This window comes from Clostridiales bacterium (assembly GCA_025757645.1).
GTDB lineage: Bacteria > Bacillota > Clostridia > Oscillospirales > Oscillospiraceae > CAG-103.
Genome location: CP107216.1, coordinates 964,019 through 985,263 on the forward strand (window position 1 = coordinate 964,019; position 21,245 = coordinate 985,263).

Sequence of the window (21,245 nt, forward strand, 5' to 3'; positions counted from 1 at the left end):
GCATGGACTTCGTTCGTGATTACATGCGGGCGTTGCTGGCAAAAGAGATCGACGCGGCAGCTGAATTGCAGAAACAGAAATCTCAGGTCGTTTATCAGCAGTATTGCGCAGGCGGTACGATGCATCGTGGCTACTATTGTCCAAGCTTGACGGAAGATCTCTGGCTCGGCAACACAAAACGTGGCCGCCTTTGCAAGAAGCGGCCGTCGGAGGAAAGACTATCACACATATACGGCTTTGATGCGGCAGAACGGCTTATTGTTGTTGAGCACATGCACTGCTCAAAGGAGTATATCTTGTACGATACAGGAGTGACGTTGGGTGTGGAGATAGATAATGCTAACAATGCAAGTGCAGTAAACATTTGCCGGTATGACGTAAATGGAAGAATTCAGATATACGAATGCTATTTTCTCACGCCGAAGGCAGATCAGGTTTTCTATATGACCCGAGAGACGTTCCGCTACCTGCCGGATCAGGTTATAGATAATTGGTACAGGGAGATGGAGTATGCAGGAGAATGGTTTCACGAGCATCAACGCTGCGTCTTTCCGGTGAAAGACGGATGTCTGGGTGACTATACTGCAGAAAATTTTTATCATGGTCGATGCGGTGTTAAGATCCCTTATCGAGTGACAAAAAAGCGAAAAGTCCCGCCATGTAGCCCTGAAAATAGGTGATTCAGTAAGCGGGCGGTGCATTAGCACCGCCCGCATTTTATTTCTCTATTGACAGCACGCGCCGCTTCCGCACGCAGGCCGTGGACGTCAACGGCATCACAACGGGGTACGCATACGACACCGGCGCTGCGCGCCTGTACAGGACGACGGCGGCCAACGGTACGCAGCAGGATTACCGCTACTGCACCGGCAGCGACCGCACCGCCCTCACGTACATCAACGGCGTCGCCTCCATCCGCTATACCTACGACCGCGCGCAGCTGAGCGACCTCATCCGCAAAGGGTATCTGGGCTCGACGGGCTTCTGGCAGCACTACCTGCTGAACTATGATGCCTTCGGCAACATGACGCGCGTGCAGGTCTGCGCCTCGAGCGCGGAGCGAGAGGGGTACACTACGCCCATCACCCTCGCGTCGTATACATATGAGGGCAACGTCAACAACGGCCGGCTGGCCACGATGACCTACGGCAACGGCGACAGTGTCAGCTACACCTATGACGCGTTTGACAGGCAGCGCACCGCTGCGTATAATGACGGTACAACCTACCACTACGACTATAGCAGCGACAACGACCTCACGCGGCAGTACGCCACGGACGGCGACGGCAAGGTCACGGAGCAGTACAGCTACCAGTACGACAGCCTCGGCCGCCTCATCCATTCGCGCCAGTCGACGGCCAACGGCGCGCTCATCCAGTCCACGCAGCATATGTACGATGCCGCCAACCGCATGACGTCGCAGTCGTGGCAGTTCGGCACGGGCCTTTACCGGCAGCAGTATTCTTACACCGGCGTCAAGGCCGACGGCACGGCCGACAGCTCGGTCGACGGCACGATCAGCGCCATCACGACCACGATCCCGAACCAGCTCGACGTCACGTCTAAGTACGAGTACAATGACCTGCGCCAGCTTGAGAAAAAGACGGTCACTGTGCCCAACCAGAACAGGGGCACGACCACGGTCTACACCCGCGGCTATACCTATGCGGTCATCGCGGAGGATAAGGACTGCAACCGCGTCGGCACACGGCTGGCGAGCACGGCCTACACGTTCGGCTCGAGCAGCCGCAGCTTCGACTATACCTACGACGCGGCCGGCAACATCCAGACGGTCACGACCGGCGGCACGAATGTGCCCGCGGCAGCCGCCTCGAAGACGTATACCTACGACGCGCAGGGCCAACTTGCGACCGAGACCAACGGCGGCGCGTCCCGCGCCTACGCCTACGACACGGTGGGCAACATCCGCAGCGTCACGACCGACGGCGCGGTCATAAAGTCCTTCGGCTACACGAACCCCTCGTGGCCCGACCTGCTCACGAGCGTGACAGTCGGCGGCACGACGAAGGACATTCTCTACGAAGGCCAGACCCAGACGAGCGGCATCCCGTCCTCCGGCAACCCGGTCACGTATTACAACGGCAAGGATTATTCCTTCACGTGGACGAAGGGCCGCCAGCTCACCTCCGCGACGGTGGACGGCGAGCAGGTGTCCTACACCTACGACATGTCCGGCGTCCGCAGCAACAAGCAGGTCGGCGATACGACCTACACCTACACCACGCTCTCCGGCAAGGTCATGCGGCAGACTTGGGGTGACAATAACGCCCTCGAGTTCGTCTATGACGACGGCAACCAGCCGTTCGCCGTGATCTACAAGCACGGCCAGACAACGGAGCTCTATTACTACGTCCTCAACGCGCAGGGCGATGTGTCCGCCATCCTCGATTCGAGCGGCAAACTCGCTGCGTCCTACGACTATGACGCCTGGGGCAACTGCACGGTGTATGACAGCAGTGCGAAAGTCCTCACCGATCCCACCAGCATCGCCAACCTCAACCCCCTGCGCTACCGCGGCTATTACTATGACGCCGAGACCGGCTTCTACTATCTCCAGAGCCGCTATTATGACCCGGCCATCTGCCGGTTCATCAACGCGGACACCTTCGCCACCACCGACGCCAACGGTCTCCTCAGCGCCAATATGTTCGCGTATTGCGAGAATAATCCAATTGGCAATAGTGATCCGGACGGATATTTTGCAGCAGCGCTGACTGGTGGAGGGTATTTATCTGGCATTCTAGTAGCAGGAGGGGCCAACTTTTGGAATCCTGCTGGGTGGATTGTCGTTGGTATAACTGTTGCTGTTGCTGTTGGAGCTGGCTTTTACTATTATAGTGAGCATTCAAAACGAAATGGTAGTGATAAGCGCACAAAAGACAAACACCAAAAAGGAAATGCACGTAGGCAGAGGGACCAAGGCGGCGAAAAGAAAAAGCAAAAATCGGGATGGAAAAGCCGAAGATAGGAAGATGGTAATATATGTTGGGAGGCGCTTTTGTGTTAGATGTTATTCGAAAATGCTTCGAGGATGGAAATGTTGCTAGTTTCTTTTGCAATCCGGACTATACGGACTTACATTTGACTGGATATGTTGCAAAGTATAGTGCCGATGAAGTGCTGATAGCTCACATTTCTGTTCATGGGTATTATGATGGGTTCATTCTAAAGCCGGTAAAAGATATTTATAGAATTGATTATGCAGGAAATTATGAAACCAAAATTGATCGTCTGTATAAACAAAGAAAACAAGGCCATCCAAATTTAGGGGGGATTGGCGATGGAGAAATAATGCCCTCGCTTTTTAGCTATGCAAAGGATAATTCGCTAATAATTTGCTTGGAATTTCAGGACAATCTTTTGCGCGGTTTTGTAAACAATTATAATGATAATACCATTTGCATTAATATAATTGATGATTATGGCTGTGACGATGGTATATCTGTCATAAATCTTGAAGATATACTAACAGTTTCAGTGGATACAGACGATGAGCAGGACGCTTTGCTCTTGTATAAAGCAAATCAGACCAATTAATTAAGTTAGCCTTAAAATACGGATTCTCATTAGCCATAAGTGGGCGGTGCAGCAGCACCGCCCGCAGGAAAATGGATAAGTGGTCACTATGATGCGTACAACCGTCAGCACACAACCACAGATCATCATCGTTGTCTGCTGCATTACGCTGCGCCGCAGCGCCTATGACGCGTGGGGCAGCTATTCCGTGCATGGTGCTGACGGCAAAAAGACCACGGATACCAGTTTCATTGGGCACATCAATCCCCTGCGCTACCGCGGCTATTACTATGACGCCGAGACCGGCTTCTACTATCTCCAGAGCCGCTATTATGACCCGGCCATCTGCCGGTTCATCAACGCGGACACCTTCGCTACCACCGACGCCAACGGCTTCCTCAGCGCCAATATGTTCGCATATTGCGAGAACAATCCGATTATGCGGGTTGATGCGGACGGAGAGATATGGAATGTCATTGCGGGTGCTGTAATCGGCGCAGGCCTTGAAGTTTTAGGCCAACTGATGACAGGCACGAAATTCGCTGATATTAATTGGGGCAGCGTTGCAATGGAAGGAGCTTTGGGCGCTGTATCAAGCCTTGGCATACCGGCTCGAATAACAAGCAAGTTGGGCAAAGTTGCATTTACCGCTTTTAAAGATGTCGTAATACCAACCACGGTTGAAGTAAGGAGTCAAATAAAAACCAATAAACGTGTCAATTACACAAAAACTGCAATTACGGCTTCGAAAGCAAGTATAAATTCTGCTGTTACTGCTGGGACCGATCGCTTATTAAAGAGCACTAGCAGTCGAATGGCAAAGGCTGTAGTTCATTCGACACGTCAACTGTTTTTCTTCACTTTCGGGCTAATAAGCAAGTTTTGGAGGTGACTTTATGAAAGAGTTGATTTTTCAGCCTTATAAAAGAGGTGTAATTAGCGGTGGAATTATATCAGTTATCCTTTGTGTTGGGCTATTCGCCTATCTTACATTTGAAGATGGGGAGTGCCCATCAAAGAATTCGTTAATCTTTTTGTGTGTATCTTCAGCCGTAGTTGTTCTTGTTTATGCTGTAACAGTGTTTAGTATAGTTAGATCGGCTGGATACAGAACCAAAATTGTAGTCAGCCAGCAGGGATTTGCGGTTGTAGACCCCAAGCGTTCGGAACCTGTATTTGTACCATGGAGCGAGCAGATCTATCTGTGTACTTGCATGGAAGGAGACGTCTATAGCTATCATTGGATTCATGATACGATACTTTGCTTTTCCAATCAGGACATAAGCGGACAGTGGATAGAAAGGGGCCAAACCGTGAACTACCGGCAGACGTTTGAAACAGATGCCGGACAGCCGTGGGTCGTTGCACTGACTTATGGCAGCAAGGCGAAATGCAGGAAAGATGCAGCACGCGTCCGCCAGCACATGGACGGCTGTTCACAACAATCAGAGTAATTCTACATAGTAAGCGGGCGGTGCAACAGCACCGCCCGCGTTTTGTTTCTCTTGGTGGGGTTGCGTTCGCGCCAAGAAAAATGAACAAATGCCATCATATATGGTTTTTTGTGCTCTTTCTTATCTATTCCGGAATACCGTAGCCTAGAATTTCGTAGTATCCCACCGGATATTGGCGCTGTCGGCAGCTGTCGCCGGAATTGCCCTCGATGGTGTAGACAATGCCGTTTTCGCATTTTTCCACGATGCCGACATGATCGGACTGCCCGTCCTGCGGACCGGATAAGCCCTTGTTGTCCCAATCGAAGAAAATGATCTGACCGGCAGACGGCTCAAAGCTGCCGTCCTGCCATTGTCCACGGTCCTTGAACCACTGCACCCCATTGACACAGCCTGCGAACTTCGGAATAACACCGCTGTCGATATAGCCGCACTTATTCGCACACCAAGATACAAAGCAGGCGCACCACTCCACACGGGAGTTAAATCCATACCATGACCAATAGGGCTGACCGCCCACATTGCCGATCTGCGACAAGGCCACCGTGACGATAGCATCGTCCCCGGAGTAAATGCCGTAAAGGACGGCTGACCACATACTACGGTTTTCCTCGGCAAGCAATTCAGAGAGCTGCTGCCGCTGATCGGCGTTGAAGTTGAAACGGTCTGCCATTTCTTCGGCGGTCTTGTGGCTGACCGTAATATAAAGGTAGGTGTGTGTGACTGTTGTAATGGTTTCTACGATGTTCCCGTGGCCGTCATCGGTTTCGGTGATAATCTTTCCGGGCTTTCTCTCAATGTGAGAAGATATTTCATTCATCTGCCAGAAAATATCTTTGAGGATGGCTTTCTTGGCATCGTCCACCGTGGCGACCTCCTGCTGATCGTTGGGGTCGGTGGTGGTTTTCACCGCATACACGGCCAGCACCTCCGGCCAGACGGCACGGGAGCCGGACATCTCCAGCTCATCATAGGTGAGATTTGCCCTTGCGGTATCGATCTGCGACTGATAGTCGGCGTTAATTTCCTGCACAGCCTGCCGCATAGTTTGCCCCGTGCCGCTGCCCTCGCCGGAGAAGAAGATGCCGAAACAAGAGCCGACGATCAGCCCGATCAGGCAGACTACGATGATGACGGTGACAGAGACCCATCCACCGGCGGCGATAGCTGCGGCTAAGGCCTTCGCTTTGGCAATTACGGCTTTAACAGCGGTAGTAGTAGCCTTGACAGCCGTCTTCCTTGTGGAACTAGCAAACGCCTGCCTACTGCGGCTATTTGCTTTGATGGTGTTATGCACCGGTTTCTTTGGTAAATCCGCCTTTCTCAGCTGAAAGTGCTCTTTTGCCTTGGAGATGTTTTGCTTGGTGACCTTTACACCCTTGCGGTTAGCCTTATCCACCCCGTATGCGGCTTCGTGAGCTGCCGTTTCCACCCCGGTCAAAGTGCGGTCGGCGGCGTATTCTTCGGGAGAGGATTCCGCCGCAAAGACGCCGTGCTCCGCCTTGTCCTTGGTGCGGACATAGGCATCCTTCATCCGCTCAGCGGCCACCGCCGATTTGTCGATTGCCTTTACCGTTCCCTTGACCACATCCCGTATCTTGATGTCAGGCATTGTTGCCCACCTCCGCAGAGGGTACGGCGATCCGCTTGGCAACAACGACTATGCGCCCGTTTTTGCGGCTGTATTCGCAGGTAGAGAGCGTGATCAGCCTGTCGCCGTATTCCGCCGTTACGCCGGTGTCATAAAGAGAAAGTGCCTTGCATTGGGCGATATAATCATCAAAGTCCTCCGCCGACTCCGCACGGGTAAAGTGGTAATACTTGAAGCCCTGCTCGGAATAGGCGACGGTCTTGAACACCGCCACGATCTCATATTCGCCAAAGCCAGATAGCGTATCAAAATGGATGGTCTTGTGCTCTCTATAAAAGTCCTCGTTTTCATACTTGCAGAGATCGGTAAACATCGTCCCGTTGTTCATGTGGTGGCCGTAGATCACGCAGTTGTCGGACAGCGCAATGTCGCAGTTTTCCTGTACATAGGGCACGCCGTAATCGCTGTACTGTTTGTCAAAGCCCCGTTTCAGATAGAAATTCGGCTCGTCCACGGTCTGCATCACGGGATAGTCGATGTTCGTGCCGGGAACGGAGAGCCAGCCCACAAAGTCACTGTTCTGTTCCTGCACCGCCCGATACTTTTCAAATGCCGTCAGCTCCGGCAACGGCTTGGTTTCCACCAGTGCGGCGACCTGTTCAAAGGCTTCGGTGGCCTGTTTTCCGTCCGCATACTGCCGACAGAGCATGATGCCGGAGAAAAGGAAAAGGGCGGCACATACGGCCGCCCCGATCATCAGATATTTACTTTTCATATATGGCCTCCTTTAAGATGCGTTTCCGCTGCCGAACACACCCTCGCCGGGGCGCGTCGTCATCAAGCGGTAAAGGTCGGTATCTTTGGGAAAACGGTTGATAAACGGCACAAGCGCCGAGCCGTATTTGATCAGCCCGCAGCCTGCGTCGGCGTTGGTGACATAGCTCATTTGCTCGTCGGAGATGTTCAGGAGCTTCGAGAGCTTGGCACGGTCGGAAAACGCCTGATTGAGCATAACCACGAACTCGGAGTTGGAGAGCATGGTGCTCGCCTGCACGGAATCCAGCAGGTATTCCACATTCTGCGTGATGGCGGTGGGATAGCCGTTGCGCTTACGGAACTGCCGCCATGCAGAGTTGAAGAAAATGCCGCTCTGCTCATTTTCAAAAACGACATGAAATTCGTCGATGAAGATGTGGGTGCGCTTGCCCTTCTTCCAGTTAAGGGTGACACGGTTGAGAATGGTGTCGGTGATCACCAGCAGTCCCGTCGGCTTCAACTGCTCGCCAAGGCCGTGAATATCGAATACGACGATGCGCTTGTCGAGATCGACGGTGCTTTCGTGACCGAAAATATCCAGTGAGCCGGTGGTGAACAGCTCCAGCGACAAGGCGATCTCCTTTGCCTTTTCTTCGGGCTGTTCCAGCAGCTTGTTTCGCAGGTCGCAGAGCGCAGCGGGCTTGCCCGTCCGCTCGGCATCCTGATACACCAGCGCCGTGCAGCGGTCGATGATGGATTTCTGCTGTGGGCCGACACCGGCCTTGTCGATCTGCTCCACAAGGGACATGATGAACTGCGATTTTTCCACGATGGGGTTGTTCTCGCCGTAGCCGTCCACCATATACATGGCGTTCAAACGGTCTTTGCCGCCTGCCGCCATATGAATGACGGTCGCCGTTTCCTTGCCCAGAGCCGCCGCCAGCGCACCAAATTCGTTTTCGGGATCGCAGATCAGCACATCATCGGTGGTGTCGAGAATGAGAAAAGCGATCAACTCCTTGGCGCTGAACGATTTGCCCGAACCGGGCACACCCAGCAGGAACGCCGACTGGTTCAGAAGATTGGCCTTGTTGCACATAATGAGGTTGTGGGAGATGGCGTTTTCTCCGAAGTAAATGCCGCCCTTGTCCTGCACCTCTTGCACCTTAAAGGGCATGAACACCGCAAGGCTCTCAGTGGTGAGGGTGCGAAACGCATTGATCCTCCGTGTGCCGATGGGGAGAACAGTGTTCAGCCCGTCGAACTGCTGGAATTTCAGCACGGCGAGCTGGCACATATGCTTTCGTGCCACGGCAAGTACCGTTTCGGTGTCGCTGTCGAGCTGTTTTTTGTCGCCGGCGGTAATGACCATCGTAATGACCGCCAGCATCATCCGTTGATCCCTCGTGGTAAGGTCGTCCAGAAATTCCTTGCTCTCCTTGCGTTGGAGCTCCATATCATAGGGGACGACGGCGGAGAAATTGTTGTTGGCATTCTGCCTGCGCTGCCAATTGGTAATGTTGGTTTCGATACCGAGCAGACGGTTTTCCACCTCCCGCACGGCCTCGTCGGTGGGGATCGGCACAACATCGATCGACAGCATCATATTTCGGTTGAAATCGGTCAGCTCCGTGACCATGCTGTCTTTGATATACGAAGCGTAGTCTTTCAGAAACAAGACCCGGCAGTATTTCTCACCCAGTTTCAGGCGGTCGCTGCTTTTCTCCATAGAGTCGGGGCAGATATAGTCCTTGAAATCGTGTCCCTTACGCATCATGTCCTGTGGGTCGAAGTGAAACGCCGCTTCTTCACCCTGACGGTAGAAGTCGTGGAGCACCCGCAGCTTTTCGGCGGCATCCAGCTCGGTACACTTGGAGCCGAGGGCGGCAAAATGGGCAATCAAGTCAGCGCCGATCCGGGCAAAGTAGGTGCGGGCTTCTTCAATGTCCTTTTTGCAGACCGACACCGTGATATATTTTTCCTGAATGATGCCGTTGGCACCGGTGGCCTTGTCCAGCAACATTTGATTGTATTCCCTGCGGTACACATCGCAGGCATCGCCCCGCATGGGCATCAAGATCGACTGCTCGAAATTTGCCCGGTTCAGCCTGCGATTGTTGATGGTGATCTTTGTCGTCGCCCCGGAATCCAGACTGTTCAGCAGCTCCGAATAGGCAAGAAACATCTGCTCCTTGTCCTCACGGCTTGCCACGAGGTAGTTGATGTCGGTGAACTGATAGGTCTTGGAAAAGCGGCTGCCCACCTGAAAAATGCCGTCCTTCCAGATGCGGCGGACGGGGATCACATCCTGCACCTTGCGGGGCACGGTGTACCGCTCCTTGTCCTGTTTCAGCAGGTTTTTCAGCGTCTTGATCATGATTTTCCGCCCTCCAATTTTTCTTTAAGCGCTTCATAGTAGAGGTTCGATGCTTCAAAGCAAAGCTCTTTCGGCTCTAACAGCTCCGAGCGCAGCCACGCCCAGAGGAATTGCTCGGCGGTCATACCGTGGTAAGTGATAAAGCCCAGCGCCGCAAAGGGTGCGGCACCGAGAATACACATCCAACTGACGGTTTCCGTCCCGAAGTATGGTTTCAGCAGAAAGTACAGCCCCACGGCGACGAGGATCGCCAAGACAGAAAAAACGAACTGCCGCATGGACAGCCCGAAAAACATGGATTCCGTATAGTTGCGGATCTCTCGATTGATTTTCACTTCCAAAATTCTTCCTCCTTACAGTCCCATCATTTCTCTGACAACACGGTCTGCCATTTTGACTGCGCCGACGAGCACCAGCATATTGAAAACCAACTCGCCCACATACGACCACACCTGTGTCACCGCCGCCGCATCGGGATCGGCGACGGGCGGGCTGGATGCAAACAGCGAGAAGATGATGCAGGCAAGCACGATGATCGCGCCCTCCAAGCACACGGCAGCATAACTCTTGATAAAGCTCTTGCCGATGTTCTGCGACGGCTCGCCCGCAAAGGCCGAGAGCGGGACCGGTGCAATGGCCGTGTAGAGATAGAGCTTGAAAAATCTGCCGTACACAGTCATGATCATGATAAACGACAAGACCGTAATGAACAGCCCGCCGATCAAGGTCACTGCCCACAATGGGATGCTTTCAAAAAAGCCGCAGTCCTCCACGGCGGTCACGATTTCGGCGGGCAGCACGGTTTCCTGCGCCGCGCCAAAACCTGCGGCGTTCATGATGGTGGAGATCAGCCCCTGCACGATGTTGAACAGAGCGGTCATCAGTTCTAAGCCGTATGTGACGGCGGCTTTGGCGAGGGCAAAGCGGATGAACACTTTCAGGGCGTGCTCCGGCCGCTTCAGCTCCGCAAAGCTGCCGCAGGTTTTCATCACACCCACCACAAAGAACAAAACAAGCAGCGCAAGGCCGATGGCCTGCACCGCACCGTGGATGCCGACAATCACATTCCAGATCGTGCCGCCCTTGAACTGTTCCGGTGACTGCGTAATGAGCTGCCATATCTCCGCCAGCTTTTCGTTCCAAGTTTCGAGTGCGTTTTCGAGATTCTGTACGACCCAGTTATCCGACATTCGGCTCACCTCCCGTCAGCGCAACATCACAGGCAACCTCGTTGCCCCAAACATCCCATCCGTCCGCTTTCTGACGGGCGAACAGTTCAATGCGGGGCAGATCGCCCATCAGCTCGACGATGCGCCGCCGCGCTTCTTCTGGCTTCTTGCTGTGTTCCTCAATGTGGGAGAGGATGACTTGATGCACACCGGCCGAGCGGCGTTTGGGGTGTCCTTTGGTGGCAAGCATACAGAACTCCGCATTGGCTCTCGTCCAGTGTCCCATGCCCCAAAACAGACTGTCGGACTTGCGGTTCTGCTTGATCCATACGAAAGCCACCGTCTTATACGAAAAGCCCCATGCACGCATGACCGAAAAGCAGTCGTGCAGCAGCGGGATCGTTGTCCATAGAAACAATACACAGTCATCGGCGGCCAGCGTGCCGACCGGCAGCGCCCGTATATCTTCCAGTTCCATTGTCGGGTAGTGGGATTCGGCTGAGCGGCCAAGCCCCTTTTTAGAATAGACCTTGTACCGCCAAGGCGGGTCTGCGTAAATAATGCTGTATTTCTTCACAGCTTCCTCCTTTCCGGCAAATAGGGGCAGGCCGAAGTGACCTGCCCCGTGCACCGTATCATTTATCTGCTGTCCCGGTCGGGCGAACTGCGAATCACGCCGTACACATCGTCTACAAAGTAGCGCCCGGCAAAGGGATTGAATATGGCGTGGCACTTCACACCGTTGTATTCGGCAAGGTAATCGTTGTCCCCGATGCGTTTGAGGATCGTCGCCTCACCAAGCACATGGGTTTCTCCCTGTTTCAGAGAGTGGATATAACACTCGCACTTTTCCATTTGCGGCCTCCTTTCAGCCCGTGATTAGGTTGAGAATTTCTTTGGCAAAGGTGATGACGATGCCGCCCGCAAGGGTGAGAAAGCCGTTGCTGCGCTGGCTGGGGTCGTGGGACTGGAACGAAAGTCCCACCTGCACGATGCCCCAGCCGAGCAGGATCAGCCCGACCGCACGGATCAGACCGAAAATGAAATCGCTCAGGTTGTTCACGACGGCGATTGGGTCATTGGCGGCAAAGGCCGGGACGGAGCAGCCGAGCACAAGAGCGACTGACAGCACAGCGGCGCAGTAGAAACGAACGCCCTTTCTGACCTTGCCGGGCACGGGCAGCTTGTTTGAGGCCTTTTTGGTGTTCTTCATAGGTTCATCCTCCTTGAATTGAATTAAAAAAGAGCCTCTATATCCTCATCGGAAAGAAGCTCATAATCGGGTATGGGTTCATTGAATTCAAACAGCGTTTCGGCGGCAGCACCTGCAAACGAGAGCGTCGCAACGGCATTTTCCGTCCCGCCGTGTTCATAGGGTGCTGCGCCGCCGTCCTCGGTCAGCGCAATGTTCGGGTGTTTCAGAATGTCGTATTTTTCGTCCATCACTGGGCGCTCACCACGGATAAACAAAAGGGCGTAACGGTTGTCCAGCATACGCACCTCGTCCGGCATCAGAAGCTCTCTGCCGCTGATCTGATAGTTCGTGCTGTAATTGCCGTTGCGCCCGGATGATTTGCCGTAGGTGTTGGTGTCGATGGTGGATTTGCCGAGATAGGATTCCGAGATCAGCTTGTGGGTCGAAGTTTCGTTGCCGCCGAGATAAAGGAACTCATCGCAGTTGCCGAGGATCGACTCCCATTCCTTTTCAAACAGCGCTTTGAGTGCCGCTACATTTTGCAGAATGATCGATACATACACATTGCGGGAACGCATGACCGCAAGGATCTTGGAGAAATCCTCCGGCAAGCTGACATTGCTGAACTCGTCCATCAAGAAGTGAACGGGAACGGGCAGACTGCCGCCGTATTTGTGGTCGGCCAGATAGAATAGCTGCTGAAAAAGCTGGGTATAAAGGATGCTGACCAAAAAGTTAAAGCTGGTGTCATTGTCGGGGATCAGGGCAAAGAGCGCCACTTTCTTTTCACCGAGGGACGGCAGATCCAGCTCGTCCGTGGCGGTCAGCGCCGCCAGCGAGGACAGATTGAATTTCTCTAACCTCGCCGCCAGCGTGATCTGAATGGATTTCAGCGTTTTGGCGCTGCCGGAATGATAGTCCTTGTAATATTTCACGGCGATATGGTCGGGCTCCCGCATTTCCAGCCGCTCAAACAGCTCGTCCAGCGGCGAAGTGTATTCGTCACAGTCCTCCCGCACATCCGCCGCACGCAGCATCTCCATGACCATCGGGAAATTCTGCTCGTCGGGCGGCGCTTCATATTTCAGATAGAAAATGAGCGCCAGCAGGAGCATAGATGCGGCGGTGTCCCAAAATGGATCGTTGGACTGACTGCCTTTCGGCGTGGTGCTTTTGAACAGGTTGGTCACAAGCCGCTGCACATCATTGTCGTCCCGCAGGTAGACAAACGGATTGTAGCAGTGGCTTTTCTCCATATTCAGAAGATCCAGCACCCGCACCTCATAGCCCTTTTGCCGCAGCAGGTGTCCCGTGTTTCGCAGCAGCTCACCCTTCGGGTCCAGCACGGTAAAGCTCGTGTTTGCCTGACACAGATTCGGCTTTGCGAAAAACCTCGTCTTGCCTGCGCCGCTGCCGCCGACCACGACCGTATTGAGATTGCGGCAGTGCTTTCGCCCGTCCAGTCCCATACGGACATTCTGCGTGAAGATCTTGTTGTCCTCCGGCTCGGCTGCCCGGTATTTTCGGTTGACGGTTCGGGCAGAGCCCCACTTGGCCGAACCGTATTCCTCGCCACGGCGGTAATTGCGGCGAGACGATAGAATGACACCCGCCGCAAGCCCGTAAGCGCAGAGCAGAACGAGGACAGTTTTCAGACTGTCCCCGCAAAGCTCGATGTGAAACGGGTCGTTCATCACCGCGGGAAACCGGGCGACGATCTTCGGCAGACCGCCGTGGGCGGCGGGGGCAATCAGCAGTCCCAGCCACACCACGGGGAGAATACCGAACAGGCAGAGGACAAGAGGGTTATTCTCTCGCTTCATCGTTTCGGCACCTTACCTTCTTTGCGGGGGCATCGATCACCTTCAAAAGAACTTCGTCAACAATGTCGGTGGGGCGTTCTTCCTCCAGCAGATCATTCCGCATTTCATTGAGGGCATTGACCACAACGCCGTGCTCATAGCGGTCAAGAGTCAATACCCGTTTTTCCTGTTTCCCCATATTCATCGCTCCTGTTCGCTTAGGCGGGGTGCTTTGCTCTGTTCCAGCGACCGCATCATCCTTGCGGAAATATCATAGGCGGTGTCCCGGATGTCGGTCAGCTCAGCATGAATCGTCTGCGGGTCATCGGTGCGCAGAAAGTCGGCAGGCGTTTCAAAGGCATAGCCGCTCACCTCCACACCGAACTCTTTGCCAAGGATATAGGAAACGCACCGCGCCTTGAAACCGGTATTTTCTTCGGTGTATTCCTCGCCGGTCCGGTCAAGCTCCGCCTGCGCCAGCGCTTTGGACAGTCCGCAGAAAAGGTCGTTTGCCGACAAGCCACGGCGGACAAAAACGGCGTTCTGCTCACGGTCATACACGGCATCGATGCCATTCGGCAGCTCATCCACGGACTGCACCGGCGTAGGACGCTTGTAGATCAGGGCATTCAGCAGCGCCCGTGCGTCATGGGAAACCGCCTGCGGCGTTCTCGTCCAGGCAGTGGTCTGCGAAATGTCATAGACCCGCTTGATGTTGTAGGACACGCCGATGCTGCCATCGTCACGGGTGTACTCGCCGTTGGACTCGACAATCTTGATGGGGCGGCCAAATTCCTGCCGCTTGATATACACGCCCTGATCCCGCCAGAAATCTTTGTCGCCCAGTCTGCGGGCGTCCGGCTTCGTGGCAAGGATCAGCAGGGCGTTGGTAGCAGAGTAGTTGCGGAAAGCCGCCTGCACATCCAGATAATCACGGAATTTGCTGCCGTCTGTGCAGATCGTCTCGGCGGTGGCATCGGCCAGAGCATAAACCTCGTCACGCTCCGCCTTTTTCTTCGCCGCCCACGCCTCCTTGTCAAATTCGTCGGTCTGCGGGACAGATTCAAAAATATCGTCAAAATTGCTCATCGGTCATCGCTCCTTTGCTTTCTTCGGTTTCTTTCGGGAGGGCTGTTTGTGGGTGGTGGTCGGCTGTTTTTTCGGCTCTTTCGCCGGGGTGGGTTCGGAAATGCCCGGCCCTGCCGCCTCTTTCTGCCTGCTCTCCCGGATTTCCCGCAATTCCTCACGGACAGAGGGGCGTTCTTCGGAAAATTTAGCAGTACCCTCGGCGGTTCTGCTTTGCTTCTCGGAGGTAGGCGCGGACGGACGGGATTTCTCCGTCTTTGCCGCCGCAGGGTTTGGGGATGCGTGCTTCTCCTTTTGGACGGGTGCGCCCAGCAGGTCATCCAGCAGGCGGTCATCTGCCGCCTTGTCGGGCTTCTCCTGCTCAGGGGCGGACGGGCCGGTTTTGTCCGCCTTGGCCTGCTCGATGTCCCGCTTGATGGAAACGGTATCGACCGTCGCCAGCTTGAACCGCTCCACGATGCGGTTGATCTTGGACGCATCCTCGGCACGCACCATAATGTCTACCATACCGTCGGCGGAACGCTCTTTCCCCCGCAGGGCGCAGTAGACAACACCGTACCGCTTGGCCTCGGTCGCAAACTGTTTCAGATGCTCCTCGCTGACGGTGAACACTTTCAGCTCCTTGCCGCTTTTGAGCATGGCAGAAAGCCGCTGGTGGCCTTTGGTTTTGTTCTTATCTCGGTTTTTCCAGACAGCATAGAGCATGGCGGCAATATTCTTTGCCGCCGAGCCGGTCAGCTTCAGGGCAACTTCCGTACCCTCCAAGCTGATCCGCACGACTTGCTCCGCTGCGTCACCGGAATTGTACATGGTCGGTTTTCTCCTTTCTTTCGGGTTGCTCGTTCTCACGGACGGCTTTGATTTTCTCTTGGATCACGCCGGAACGCTCGGCAATGCTGTTACATAAAACCACCTCCTTCCGCAGTGCGGCAAGTTCTTTGGAAAGTGCGTCGATCTGCGCTTTGACCTCCGCTGCCTTTTCAAGGTCGGACTTCACCGCCGCCGTTCGCTGTAATTTATAGAGTTGCTTTCGGTCGGCGGTCAGAACTTCGATTTTTCCGTTCACCTCGTCACGGTAGCAAAAAAGCTGCTCGGCGGTATCGATCCGATGACCTACGATCAGCCTTGTTTCGGCGGTGATAGCATCCAGCTTCAGCAGATCCTCCCGCAAGAGAAAGTGCAGCCGTTTTCTGCTTTGCTGCGGGCGGTTCTTCGGGAAGATGCCCAGCAGATAGCAGTAGTGAACATACAGCGCCCGAAAGCCGGTCAGTTTCCGGGCGGTTTTCAAGCCGCCGATCAGCCTGACCCGCAGAATCTCCGGTGTTTGTTTCGGCTTTTCCCGTTCGGGGCGGCTCTGGGATAAAATGCGCCTGCGGATGTTATCCAAAGAGTAGTCCTCACCAAAATTGCGCATCAGGCGCACAAATCGCTCCTTGCCCGGCGGTCTGACCGAAATATCCTTGCCGATCTTCACCGCATAGCCCTTTTTCCGCAGAGCGTCAAAAAACTGCCGCTCGGTCATGGCCTGCCGTATTGCCTCATCGATGTCAGAGCGGATCAGCCCACGCCAAGTGGGGCGCTGTTCCTGCTCGGCACGCCATTCGCCGTATTGCTTGCCCCGACCTTGCCGTGGATGCTCGATCACCGACAGCCCGTATTCCCGGCAAAGCTCATCGGAAACCGCCTGCATCTCGTGATAGTCCTTGCGTGTGCGATGGTATTTGATGCCGTCCGCAAAGGAAACTGTGTTGACGACAAAGTGATTGTGCAGATGATTTTCTTTGTCAAGGTGGGTGGCGACGATCACCTGATAGCGGTCGCCCCAGAGCCGGGTCGCCAGCTTTACGCCGATCTCATGCGCCAGTTCCGGCGTGGCCTCGCCGGGGGCAAAGGACTGATAACCGTGGTAGGCCACTGTGCCGTTCTCCTTGCCGAACCGCTTTTTCACAGCCAGCATTTCATCACGGGCAGTGGCGGGAGAGCAGTTGATGCCCGACACGAAGCGGTGGAGCGGTGCGTCGTCCTCACTGCCCGTTTCCTGTGTTTTCTCGGAATTGACAGCATAGCGGATCACATCAGAAAGCTGCTGCCCGTCCTGCTCGGTCAGTTCCCGGTCGGCGTAGAATTTGGGGGTTGCCGTCTTTTCGGGATTTTCCGCATAGATCACCACCTTGCCGAGCCAGCCTTTTACCCGCCATATTGATGTCGTCGCCATAAGCGTCACCTCATCGGGCGGGGCAGAATGACCGCTGCGGTGATTGCCTTGACGGCTTCATCCAGCTTGCGGCAGTTTTCGTCGTACCGCTGCACATCCAGTGCGTTCAGGGTATGAGCTTTTGCGGCGATCTGATTGAGGTTGTTGCCGATCCCGTGGAGCTCTCGCATCATGGCATAATAGTCGGGCGGCGGGGCGTCCTGCGGTTCAAGGCCGTTTACCAAGTGCCGAAGATACGCTTCACGGGATAGTCCGCTCTTTTTGACCTTCTTCTGAAACGCCTCGGCCTCTTTCTTGTCTAGCCAGAATTGAATGTGAACATTGCGTTTTCTCATAGGACCTCCTTGTTCAGCTCGTTTTGAATTTCCACGATCCGCTTGCCGACCGCATACACAACGGGAATCGTTACGCCGTTGCCTGCCTGCTTGTAAAGTTGGGTGTCGGAATTGACGGCGGCTGCCCGGTCAAACATATCGTCCGAAAAACCTTGCAGCCTCCAGCACTCACGGGGTGTCAGCTTGCGGATGCGTCCGCAGCCAAGCGGCACCACGGCATCGGAGCGAAGTCCGCTCCGTTCAAAATCCGGCAGCTCAAAACGAGTTGCCGGATTTTTCGTCTGCGCTCCCTTGCTCCTCCTTTTCAACTGCGGCCCGCTGCGCTGGGCTCGCAGTTTATCGGTTTCGTTTTTGCGCTCTTTGCGACTTCTCGGGTCTATGATCGAGCCTTGAAAATATGTGATGATCTCAAATTTAAGCCGTAGTGAAAATGAGGGTTTTACAATGAAGGATAATATAATATTCAGGAAAATATGGCAAGACGATGATGTGATTGAACTGACAGTTGTGTGTTCCTCTCCCATAATCACTGCCACCTCTGAAATATACGTCTCAGATTCTTTGATTGATGAATTGATTTCCGAAATTACGAAATTTCTCAACGGGAATAAAGAAGGATTTTGGGCAAACGAAGAGAGGGGAGACGCTTCTACAGCGTGCGTATCTTTTCGCTTTTTTCGAGAAGACGAGCTGGGGCATATCGCGATAGAAGTGTTTGCGGAGCTGGACGATGGTGGAGACTACAGCAAGCACAACTGCTGCTTTTTCATTCGGACAGAATATGGTTTGCTCATGAACTTCTGCGATCATTTGGATCAGCTGAAAAACGGTTCCGTTGGATGTGAAATTCGGTTGAATTGTTTTTAAATATCCAATATTCGTAGCATCTCGAAAAACGGGGCGGTCTCTATCCTGTGCTGCTACATTCTCAGCGTGTAGGGTGACGTCACTGCACTGCTCGATTCTGCCGGTGCGCTGACCTGGGTGTACAACCTACTGTTTTCAAAAAGATAAGGAGGTGTTGACTTTATGAAAGATAGCTCCATCTCAAAATATCACTTGTTTTCTGGCGTAAGTGTTATGGTTATTGCTTATTTGACCCTCACAACAGTAGTGCTGTACTTGAAATGTTTCAAACTGTATGTTCCAGACTTTTTAGATGCGTTGCGCACACAAGGTATGAGTGCGAATATGTATTCTGACTTGTTCCTAATTGTGTTTCCCGCCGTGATATTGTTGCTGCTCTACGTGGTCTCTTTTCATTTTTCGTATCAGTATTTTGGGGTGTTATATCTGACGCAGGAAGGCGTTCTGCTCAAAGCTCCGTTCAAACGGCGGATCTATATCCCTTATCCGGAAATCCGGGAATTGGGCATCGACGTGGGAACGACCAAGCAGTTCTGGATCTATATCAGCAAGCAAAAAATCCCACTGAAGTATCAGCACAGGATCAACCAGATCTGCAGTTCCGTCCGGCATGAACGGATCATCGTTCCATACTCTGATAAGCTGCTGAGCATGCTGGTAAGCCAATTGCCGCAGCCGCTTGGAAAGCGGCTCAATAATACCACGTCCATTCTGAGAATTTATAAGTACGACGCGGACGCATGAAAGGGAAGCGCACGATGAAGCAAACGATTCGGAAATGTCTGCATTGGATCGCGAGCGACGCCAGGCAAACCATAGCGGATGTGAAGTATGCTTTCCGGCGGCGCAGTCAACGCGTGCTGTTGGCAGTGCAGATGGCGGCGTGGGTCGTAATCTTGGCTGAGTTTATAATCATGAGCATTTGCCTTGATTATTCATGGTTTGGTGCGATCGTTGTTATCTGGTATTTTATATTGCTGGTTACTGATTCTAAGCACTTGCTTAGTGTTATGCAGTGTGTTTTATCGTGGATAGCAGCGGCAGCCTTTACAGTAATTATTTTTGCGCATGAAATGGCGCTGTGGTGAAGTTCACAATCAAATCCTTATCAAGATTCGCCGGCAGCAAAGAAATGCTGCCGGCTTTTTCACGGTGTCAGGCACATAAAAGACACAGACTGGACACAGGAACTTTTCAGATTCTTCAACATTCGCCCCGGCGCGGCGGATATACTGGACAGCGAACGAATGAGGGAGGTTTTGCATCATGTGTACCGCAGCGACATACTGCAGCGGCGATTTTTATTTCGGCCGCAATCTGGACTACGAATTTTCCTACGGCGAGCACGTGACCATCACGCCGCGCAATTACCCGATCCGCCTGCACGGCGGCGCGCTCGACCGGCATTATGCCATGATCGGCATGGCGCATATCCAAAACGACTATCCGCTCTATTACGACGCGGTCAACGAGAAGGGCCTGTGCATCGCGGGGCTGAACTTTGTAGGCAACGCGATCTATCCGCCCGTCACACAGGGCGTGGCCTCGGTGCCGCAGTACGCGCTCATCCCGTGGCTGCTCGGCACGTGCGCCACGGTCGCCGAGGCGCGCAATGCGCTCGCGCGCGTGGTCGTGGACAACACGCCGTTTGCGCCCGCGCTGCCGTGCGCGCAGCTGCACTGGCTGGTTGCCGACCGGAGTGGCTGCATCGTGGTTGAGGCCACGGCGGACGGCCTGCACGTCTATGACGACCCGGTCGGCGTGCTGACGAACAACCCGCCGTTTCCGCAGCAGCTGGCCGCGCTGCGCAACTACACCCGCCTGAGCCCGAGCCAGCCGCCGGCCGATTTTGGCGGCGTGCCGGTCACGCTCGACAGCCGCGGCATGGGCGCGCTCGGTCTGCCGGGTGACCTGTCGTCGCCCTCGCGGTTCGTGCGCGCGGCGTTCGTGCGCGCCAATGCCCGCTCGGCGCAGACGGAGGACGCGAGCGTCAGCCAGTTTTTCCATATTCTCACGAGCGTGGAGCAGCAGCGCGGCTGCTGCGAGCTGGACGACGGCCAGTATGAGATCACGCTCTATTCCAGCTGCTGCAACGCGGACCGGGGCATTTATTACTACACGACCTATGATAACCGCCAGATCACCGGCGTGAAGCTCCATTCCGCCGACCTCGACAGCGCGCAGCTCACGGTGTACCCGCTCGTGGATACGCAGCAGATCCGCTGGGAAAATTAAATCCAATGCAAGGAAAGGCCGGGGCATCCGCTGGGATGCCCCGGTTCGTGCGTTTCTGGCGTTTGCGCCTCCGCTTGGCAAGAAAAATCTGCGTGCCGGCAGCTTGCGCGGCTGCCGGGCGGCGTGCACATCAACTGCTATGCCGCGGGCGATATCGTCTCGCTCAAGACCACGACGGACGTCGGCAGGCTCAACGGCCGCTCCGGCGGCATTGCCGTGGACTATAACTGCTACTTCAACAGCGAAGCGCTTCAGAAGCAGGGCGACACCGTCAACGCGCCCGCCGTGGCTGTCGGCGTCAACGCCAACGACAGTGCGCTGCTCAAAAACGTTTCCGGTAAGACGAAGGCCGAGCTCGGCAGCGATATGTTCGGCCCGGACGGCGGCGTGGTCTACTTCCGCAACTACGCGTGGTATGACGGCAAGACCTATGACACCGGCAATGACGCTTCGACCAACCCGGCCGTGCTGGCCATGCGCGAGCAGGTGCATGAGCAGATCGACATCTCGCAGGATACGTTCCGCTGCAACTACTTTGCCTACCTGCAAAAGCGCAGTGGCGAGACCGAAACGAAATAGCAGGCAAAAAAAATCCCCCGGATGCGCCGCATCCGGGGGATCATTTT

General features: G+C 54.4%; 25 protein-coding genes. 10 read left to right on the plus strand and 15 right to left on the minus strand.

Annotation, left to right across the window (positions count from 1 at the left end):
• Positions 1-2 precede the first annotated feature (2 nt).
• From OGM61_04480 to OGM61_04500, 5 genes are all read left to right on the plus strand, one after another.
• A complete protein-coding gene (locus tag OGM61_04480) occupies positions 3-680 on the plus strand; it encodes a hypothetical protein (protein ID UYI85333.1) in 678 nt (225 codons plus the stop codon).
• Positions 681-760: 80 nt separating this feature from the next.
• Positions 761-2,989: an RHS repeat-associated core domain-containing protein gene (locus OGM61_04485; protein ID UYI85334.1), complete on the plus strand. Its 2,229-nt coding sequence runs from the start codon at positions 761-763 to the stop codon at positions 2,987-2,989.
• A 32-nt stretch (positions 2,990-3,021) separates the two neighbouring features.
• Positions 3,022-3,558, plus strand: a complete 537-nt coding sequence (locus OGM61_04490) for a hypothetical protein (GenBank protein UYI85335.1) — start codon at positions 3,022-3,024, stop codon at positions 3,556-3,558.
• An 88-nt stretch (positions 3,559-3,646) separates the two neighbouring features.
• Positions 3,647-4,429, plus strand: a complete 783-nt coding sequence (locus OGM61_04495) for an RHS repeat-associated core domain-containing protein (protein ID UYI85336.1) — start codon at positions 3,647-3,649, stop codon at positions 4,427-4,429.
• A gap of 4 nt (positions 4,430-4,433) precedes the next feature.
• Positions 4,434-4,991, plus strand: coding sequence for a hypothetical protein (locus OGM61_04500; protein UYI85337.1), 558 nt, complete (start codon positions 4,434-4,436; stop codon positions 4,989-4,991).
• A 124-nt stretch (positions 4,992-5,115) separates the two neighbouring features.
• On the opposite strand, the gene OGM61_04505 is transcribed toward OGM61_04500, so the two are convergent.
• From OGM61_04505 to OGM61_04575, 15 genes are all read right to left on the minus strand, one after another.
• Positions 5,116-6,603, minus strand: a complete 1,488-nt coding sequence (locus OGM61_04505) for a CHAP domain-containing protein (protein ID UYI85338.1) — start codon at positions 6,601-6,603, stop codon at positions 5,116-5,118.
• A complete protein-coding gene (srtB, locus tag OGM61_04510) occupies positions 6,596-7,357 on the minus strand; it encodes a class B sortase (protein UYI85339.1) in 762 nt (253 codons plus the stop codon). Before srtB ends, OGM61_04505 begins: the two co-directional genes overlap by 8 nt.
• A gap of 12 nt (positions 7,358-7,369) precedes the next feature.
• The gene (locus tag OGM61_04515; GenBank protein UYI85340.1) at positions 7,370-9,715 is read right to left on the minus strand and encodes an ATP-binding protein; all 2,346 of its coding nucleotides are present in this window, start codon (positions 9,713-9,715) and stop codon (positions 7,370-7,372) included.
• Positions 9,712-10,056, minus strand: a complete 345-nt coding sequence (locus OGM61_04520) for a PrgI family protein (GenBank protein ID UYI85341.1) — start codon at positions 10,054-10,056, stop codon at positions 9,712-9,714. Before OGM61_04520 ends, OGM61_04515 begins: the two co-directional genes overlap by 4 nt.
• A 12-nt stretch (positions 10,057-10,068) precedes the next feature.
• A complete protein-coding gene (locus OGM61_04525) occupies positions 10,069-10,905 on the minus strand; it encodes a hypothetical protein (protein UYI85342.1) in 837 nt (278 codons plus the stop codon).
• Positions 10,895-11,461 carry an MT-A70 family methyltransferase gene (locus tag OGM61_04530; GenBank protein ID UYI85343.1) on the minus strand — a complete coding sequence of 189 codons (567 nt, stop codon included), beginning with the start codon at positions 11,459-11,461 and terminating at the stop codon, positions 10,895-10,897. The genes OGM61_04525 and OGM61_04530 overlap by 11 nt, the downstream gene beginning before the upstream one ends.
• 62 nt (positions 11,462-11,523) lie before the next feature.
• Positions 11,524-11,739, minus strand: a complete 216-nt coding sequence (locus OGM61_04535; protein UYI85344.1) for a hypothetical protein — start codon at positions 11,737-11,739, stop codon at positions 11,524-11,526.
• A gap of 13 nt (positions 11,740-11,752) precedes the next feature.
• Positions 11,753-12,097 (minus strand): glutamyl-tRNA amidotransferase, encoded by a 345-nt coding sequence (locus OGM61_04540; GenBank protein UYI85345.1) that lies wholly within the window; start codon positions 12,095-12,097, stop codon positions 11,753-11,755.
• A gap of 23 nt (positions 12,098-12,120) precedes the next feature.
• A complete protein-coding gene (locus OGM61_04545; protein ID UYI85346.1) occupies positions 12,121-13,902 on the minus strand; it encodes a type IV secretory system conjugative DNA transfer family protein in 1,782 nt (593 codons plus the stop codon).
• Positions 13,886-14,080 carry a hypothetical protein gene (locus tag OGM61_04550; protein ID UYI85347.1) on the minus strand — a complete coding sequence of 65 codons (195 nt, stop codon included), beginning with the start codon at positions 14,078-14,080 and terminating at the stop codon, positions 13,886-13,888. The genes OGM61_04545 and OGM61_04550 overlap by 17 nt, the downstream gene beginning before the upstream one ends.
• Positions 14,081-14,082: 2 nt before the next feature.
• Positions 14,083-14,970 (minus strand): hypothetical protein, encoded by an 888-nt coding sequence (locus OGM61_04555; protein UYI85348.1) that lies wholly within the window; start codon positions 14,968-14,970, stop codon positions 14,083-14,085.
• A 3-nt stretch (positions 14,971-14,973) separates the two neighbouring features.
• Complete coding sequence (locus OGM61_04560; GenBank protein UYI85349.1) at positions 14,974-15,777, minus strand: PcfB family protein; 804 nt, start codon at positions 15,775-15,777, stop codon at positions 14,974-14,976.
• Positions 15,761-17,182 (minus strand): relaxase/mobilization nuclease domain-containing protein, encoded by a 1,422-nt coding sequence (locus tag OGM61_04565; protein ID UYI85350.1) that lies wholly within the window; start codon positions 17,180-17,182, stop codon positions 15,761-15,763. The genes OGM61_04560 and OGM61_04565 overlap by 17 nt, the downstream gene beginning before the upstream one ends.
• A gap of 5 nt (positions 17,183-17,187) precedes the next feature.
• Positions 17,188-17,517, minus strand: a complete 330-nt coding sequence (locus OGM61_04570; protein UYI85351.1) for a MobC family plasmid mobilization relaxosome protein — start codon at positions 17,515-17,517, stop codon at positions 17,188-17,190.
• Positions 17,514-18,041, minus strand: coding sequence for a DNA cytosine methyltransferase (locus tag OGM61_04575; protein ID UYI85352.1), 528 nt, complete (start codon positions 18,039-18,041; stop codon positions 17,514-17,516). Before OGM61_04575 ends, OGM61_04570 begins: the two co-directional genes overlap by 4 nt.
• 37 nt (positions 18,042-18,078) lie before the next feature.
• Between OGM61_04575 and OGM61_04580 the strand changes: the two genes are divergently transcribed.
• The 5 genes from OGM61_04580 to OGM61_04600 all read left to right on the plus strand — a co-directional run bounded on the left by OGM61_04580 (position 18,079) and on the right by OGM61_04600 (position 21,198).
• Positions 18,079-18,384 (plus strand): hypothetical protein, encoded by a 306-nt coding sequence (locus tag OGM61_04580; protein UYI85353.1) that lies wholly within the window; start codon positions 18,079-18,081, stop codon positions 18,382-18,384.
• A gap of 162 nt (positions 18,385-18,546) precedes the next feature.
• The gene (locus OGM61_04585) at positions 18,547-19,128 is read left to right on the plus strand and encodes a hypothetical protein (protein UYI85354.1); all 582 of its coding nucleotides are present in this window, start codon (positions 18,547-18,549) and stop codon (positions 19,126-19,128) included.
• 14 nt (positions 19,129-19,142) lie between these two features.
• Positions 19,143-19,472, plus strand: coding sequence for a hypothetical protein (locus tag OGM61_04590; GenBank protein UYI85355.1), 330 nt, complete (start codon positions 19,143-19,145; stop codon positions 19,470-19,472).
• Between the two features lie 178 nt (positions 19,473-19,650).
• Positions 19,651-20,619 (plus strand): choloylglycine hydrolase, encoded by a 969-nt coding sequence (gene bsh / locus OGM61_04595; GenBank protein ID UYI85356.1) that lies wholly within the window; start codon positions 19,651-19,653, stop codon positions 20,617-20,619.
• A 123-nt stretch (positions 20,620-20,742) separates the two neighbouring features.
• Entirely contained in the window at positions 20,743-21,198 is a 456-nt protein-coding gene (locus OGM61_04600; protein UYI85357.1) for a hypothetical protein, read from the plus strand.
• Positions 21,199-21,245 lie beyond the last annotated feature (47 nt).

What these genes read in the sequence shown, in the direction of transcription:
- OGM61_04480 (UYI85333.1), top strand. Translation starts at nt 3, where the DNA reads ATGGACTTCGTTCGTGATTACATGCGGGCGTTGCTGGCAAAAGAGATC.
- OGM61_04495 (UYI85336.1), top strand. Translation starts at nt 3,647, where the DNA reads ATGATGCGTACAACCGTCAGCACACAACCACAGATCATCATCGTTGTC.
- OGM61_04500 (UYI85337.1), top strand. Translation starts at nt 4,434, where the DNA reads ATGAAAGAGTTGATTTTTCAGCCTTATAAAAGAGGTGTAATTAGCGGT.
- OGM61_04505 (UYI85338.1), bottom strand. Translation starts at nt 6,603, where the DNA reads ATGCCTGACATCAAGATACGGGATGTGGTCAAGGGAACGGTAAAGGCA.
- srtB (UYI85339.1), bottom strand. Translation starts at nt 7,357, where the DNA reads ATGAAAAGTAAATATCTGATGATCGGGGCGGCCGTATGTGCCGCCCTT.
- OGM61_04515 (UYI85340.1), bottom strand. Translation starts at nt 9,715, where the DNA reads ATGATCAAGACGCTGAAAAACCTGCTGAAACAGGACAAGGAGCGGTAC.
- OGM61_04525 (UYI85342.1), bottom strand. Translation starts at nt 10,905, where the DNA reads ATGTCGGATAACTGGGTCGTACAGAATCTCGAAAACGCACTCGAAACT.
- OGM61_04535 (UYI85344.1), bottom strand. Translation starts at nt 11,739, where the DNA reads ATGGAAAAGTGCGAGTGTTATATCCACTCTCTGAAACAGGGAGAAACC.
- OGM61_04540 (UYI85345.1), bottom strand. Translation starts at nt 12,097, where the DNA reads ATGAAGAACACCAAAAAGGCCTCAAACAAGCTGCCCGTGCCCGGCAAG.
- OGM61_04545 (UYI85346.1), bottom strand. Translation starts at nt 13,902, where the DNA reads ATGAAGCGAGAGAATAACCCTCTTGTCCTCTGCCTGTTCGGTATTCTC.
- OGM61_04550 (UYI85347.1), bottom strand. Translation starts at nt 14,080, where the DNA reads ATGGGGAAACAGGAAAAACGGGTATTGACTCTTGACCGCTATGAGCAC.
- OGM61_04555 (UYI85348.1), bottom strand. Translation starts at nt 14,970, where the DNA reads ATGAGCAATTTTGACGATATTTTTGAATCTGTCCCGCAGACCGACGAA.
- OGM61_04560 (UYI85349.1), bottom strand. Translation starts at nt 15,777, where the DNA reads ATGTACAATTCCGGTGACGCAGCGGAGCAAGTCGTGCGGATCAGCTTG.
- OGM61_04565 (UYI85350.1), bottom strand. Translation starts at nt 17,182, where the DNA reads ATGGCGACGACATCAATATGGCGGGTAAAAGGCTGGCTCGGCAAGGTG.
- OGM61_04570 (UYI85351.1), bottom strand. Translation starts at nt 17,517, where the DNA reads ATGAGAAAACGCAATGTTCACATTCAATTCTGGCTAGACAAGAAAGAG.
- OGM61_04575 (UYI85352.1), bottom strand. Translation starts at nt 18,041, where the DNA reads ATGGGAGAGGAACACACAACTGTCAGTTCAATCACATCATCGTCTTGC.
- OGM61_04585 (UYI85354.1), top strand. Translation starts at nt 18,547, where the DNA reads ATGAAAGATAGCTCCATCTCAAAATATCACTTGTTTTCTGGCGTAAGT.
- OGM61_04590 (UYI85355.1), top strand. Translation starts at nt 19,143, where the DNA reads ATGAAGCAAACGATTCGGAAATGTCTGCATTGGATCGCGAGCGACGCC.
- bsh (UYI85356.1), top strand. Translation starts at nt 19,651, where the DNA reads ATGTGTACCGCAGCGACATACTGCAGCGGCGATTTTTATTTCGGCCGC.